The organism is Lentiprolixibacter sp. (assembly GCF_982873095.1).
Genome location: NZ_CEYNTP010000304.1, coordinates 1 through 2,846, shown reverse-complemented (window position 1 = coordinate 2,846; position 2,846 = coordinate 1). Strand labels below are relative to the sequence as shown.

Genomic DNA, 2,846 nt, shown 5'->3' with positions numbered 1-2,846 from the left:
TGCGGGACAGGATCATTCAGAATACCTTTTGCAATGAGGCCTGCCGGGTGGGCGATATCAGCCAGTAAAAAGGCATCTACCTTGTCGGCGATCTCACGGAACCGTTTAAAATCCATGTCACGAGAATAAGCCGAAGCCCCGGCGATGATCATCTTGGGTTTTTCCCGTAAGGCGATCTCTTCAATCTTATCATAATTTAGCCTGCCGGTTTCTTTTTCCACACCGTAAAACACGGGATCATACAACTTTCCTGAAAAGTTTACAGGAGATCCGTGCGTTAGGTGCCCCCCATGTGCCAGGTCAAAGCCCAAAATTTTATCCCCGGGTTGCAGGCAGGCCATATACACCGCCGCATTTGCCTGTGATCCGGAATGGGGTTGTACATTGGCGTAGGCCGCACCAAACAATTCTTTTGCCCGGTCAATCGCCAGTTGTTCCACCTGATCTACCACTTCACAGCCCCCGTAGTACCGCTTTCCGGGATACCCCTCGGCATATTTGTTCGTTAGGACAGACCCAGCCGCCTCCATTACCTGGGGACTGGTAAAATTTTCCGAAGCGATAAGCTCTATTCCGTTGATCTGACGTTGCTTTTCAGCTTTAATAAGGTCAAATATCTGATGGTCGCGTTGCATGTATTCTCTTGCTTTATGTGGTTCGTAAAAGTACAAATTGCCCCGATTTAATGCAGAGAAAATAATATATTTGAACGAGAATTTATTAAACATCAATTAACAATATACCCATGTCTGCCAGTGCCCGTATTCCCGATAAAAAGTCCTGGATACCCGTTCCGGAAAATTCTGATTTCCCTATTCAAAATATTCCCTTTGGGGTATTCCTGACGCGTGATGATGTCATCACCATAGGTACCCGTATCGGCGATCAGGCCATTGACCTGGGAGCACTGCATCAATTGGGGTATTTTAAGGGCATCCCGCTCACGGAGGATATATTTTTGCAAGACAGCCTTAATGATTTCATATCAGACGGAAAAAAGACCTGGCGACTGGTAAGGAACAGGATCATTGAGATCTTTGATTCCAATAACCCCAGCCTAAGGGACAATGAGGCCCATCGAAAAATCATTCTCTTCTCTCTTGACGAGATTGAAATGCAGTTGCCCGTACAAGTTGGGGATTATACAGACTTCTATTCCAGCAAGGAACACGCCACCAACATTGGCTCCATGTTCCGTGACCCGGAAAAAGCGCTATTGCCCAACTGGCTGCACATCCCGGTAGGATACCACGGCCGGAGCTCTACCATTATCCCGAGCGGCACAGCAATAAGAAGGCCTAAAGGACAGACCCTTCCTGCCGGTGCTGACGCCCCGGTTTACGGTCCGTCTAAAATGGTGGATTTCGAGCTGGAGATGGCATTCATCACTACTGATGCCAACAAAATGGGGGAAGCCATCCCGGTAGCGGAAGCAGAAGACTATATCTTTGGGCTGGTCTTATTTAATGACTGGAGTGCAAGGGACATACAGAAATGGGAATATGTTCCCCTGGGTCCCTTCCTGGCAAAAAACTTTGCTTCTTCCATCTCACCCTGGATCGTTACCCTTGATGCGCTGGAACCCTTTCGTACGGAAAGCCCTGTTCAGAACCCCCCTCCACTGCCCTACCTGCAACAGGAAGGTAAACGGAGTTTTGATATCCAACTAGAAGCAGCCATACATCCAGAGAATAGTGAGCCCACTACAGTGGCAAGGTCCAACTTCAAATATATGTACTGGACCATGGCACAGCAGCTCGCCCACCATACCGTTAACGGATGTAAGATCAATAGCGGGGATATGATGGGCAGCGGTACCATTTCCGGCCCTACCCCGGACAGTTATGGTTCTATGCTGGAACTGGCCTGGCAGGGAACTAAACCCATTACCCTAGCAGATGGCAGCTCCAGAACCTCTATTCAGGATAATGACACGGTGATTTTCAAGGGATATTGCGAAAAAAACGGTGTTCGGATTGGATTTGGGGAAGTGAGCACCAAACTTCTTCCTGCGCTTCCCTGATTTATGGTTTAAAGTTGTATTTCATCGGACATATACGATATTATGTCCTTTTTCGTTATGGAAACAGCTGATTTTGGCACGGCGATTGGATTCATGCCTGTAAACCATAAATCTTAACATCATGAAAAAGACATTACTCTTCGGAAGCCTTATGGTGATATTGATGGCCTGTGGTGGCGTCAAAAAAACTCAGGAAGCCCTGAATACGGGTAATTATACCCAGGCTATGCATAAGGCCATTAAGAACTTATCTGAAAACAAAACAAAAAAAGGGAATCAACCCTACGTCCTGCTTTTGGAAGAGGCGTTTGCCAAGTACACCGCGCGGGAACTGGAACATATTACCTTCTTGCAAAAAGAGGGGAACCCGGCCAATTATGAGTTTATCTATAAGGGATATAACCAGATCAAGGAGATGCAGGAACGCATCCGGCCACTATTACCCCTTTGGATACAGGAAGAAAACAGGAATGCGTCCTTCAATTTCCGCAATTACGATGAGGAAATCCTGGTTGCACAGGACCAACTCTCCGAATATTTGTACGACAATGCCAATACCCTCCTGAAAAATGGAAAATTCAAAGCCGATTTCAGGCAGGCGTATAACGACTTCAATTATCTCCTCGAGATCAATCCCGGATATGCGGATGCCCGGGAGAAAATGGAGGAAGCATGGCAACTTGGACAGGACTATGTAAAAGTAAATATGCTGAATGATACCGATCAGGTGATCCCCCAACGGCTGGAGGAGGAACTGCTCAATTTCAATACCTACGGACTAAATGACCTGTGGACTCAATATCATACCACGCCTTTAAAGGAT

2 protein-coding genes and 1 pseudogene are annotated in these 2,846 nt (G+C 46.9%); 2 read left to right on the top strand and 1 reads right to left on the bottom strand.

Annotated features, from left to right (window positions below; all coding sequences use genetic code 11):
* On the bottom strand, positions 1–635 hold a 635-nt coding region (locus AC4E7D_RS13570), incomplete at its 3' end, for a serine hydroxymethyltransferase (protein WP_490174318.1).
* A gap of 110 nt (positions 636–745) precedes the next feature.
* On the opposite strand from AC4E7D_RS13570, the gene fahA reads away from it, so the two are divergent.
* Both fahA and AC4E7D_RS13560 read left to right on the top strand, forming a co-directional pair.
* Complete coding sequence (fahA, locus tag AC4E7D_RS13565; protein ID WP_490174317.1) at positions 746–2,023, top strand: fumarylacetoacetase; 1,278 nt, start codon at positions 746–748, stop codon at positions 2,021–2,023.
* Positions 2,024–2,144: 121 nt separating this feature from the next.
* A pseudogene (locus AC4E7D_RS13560) lies at positions 2,145–2,846 on the top strand (hypothetical protein); the annotation flags it as partial.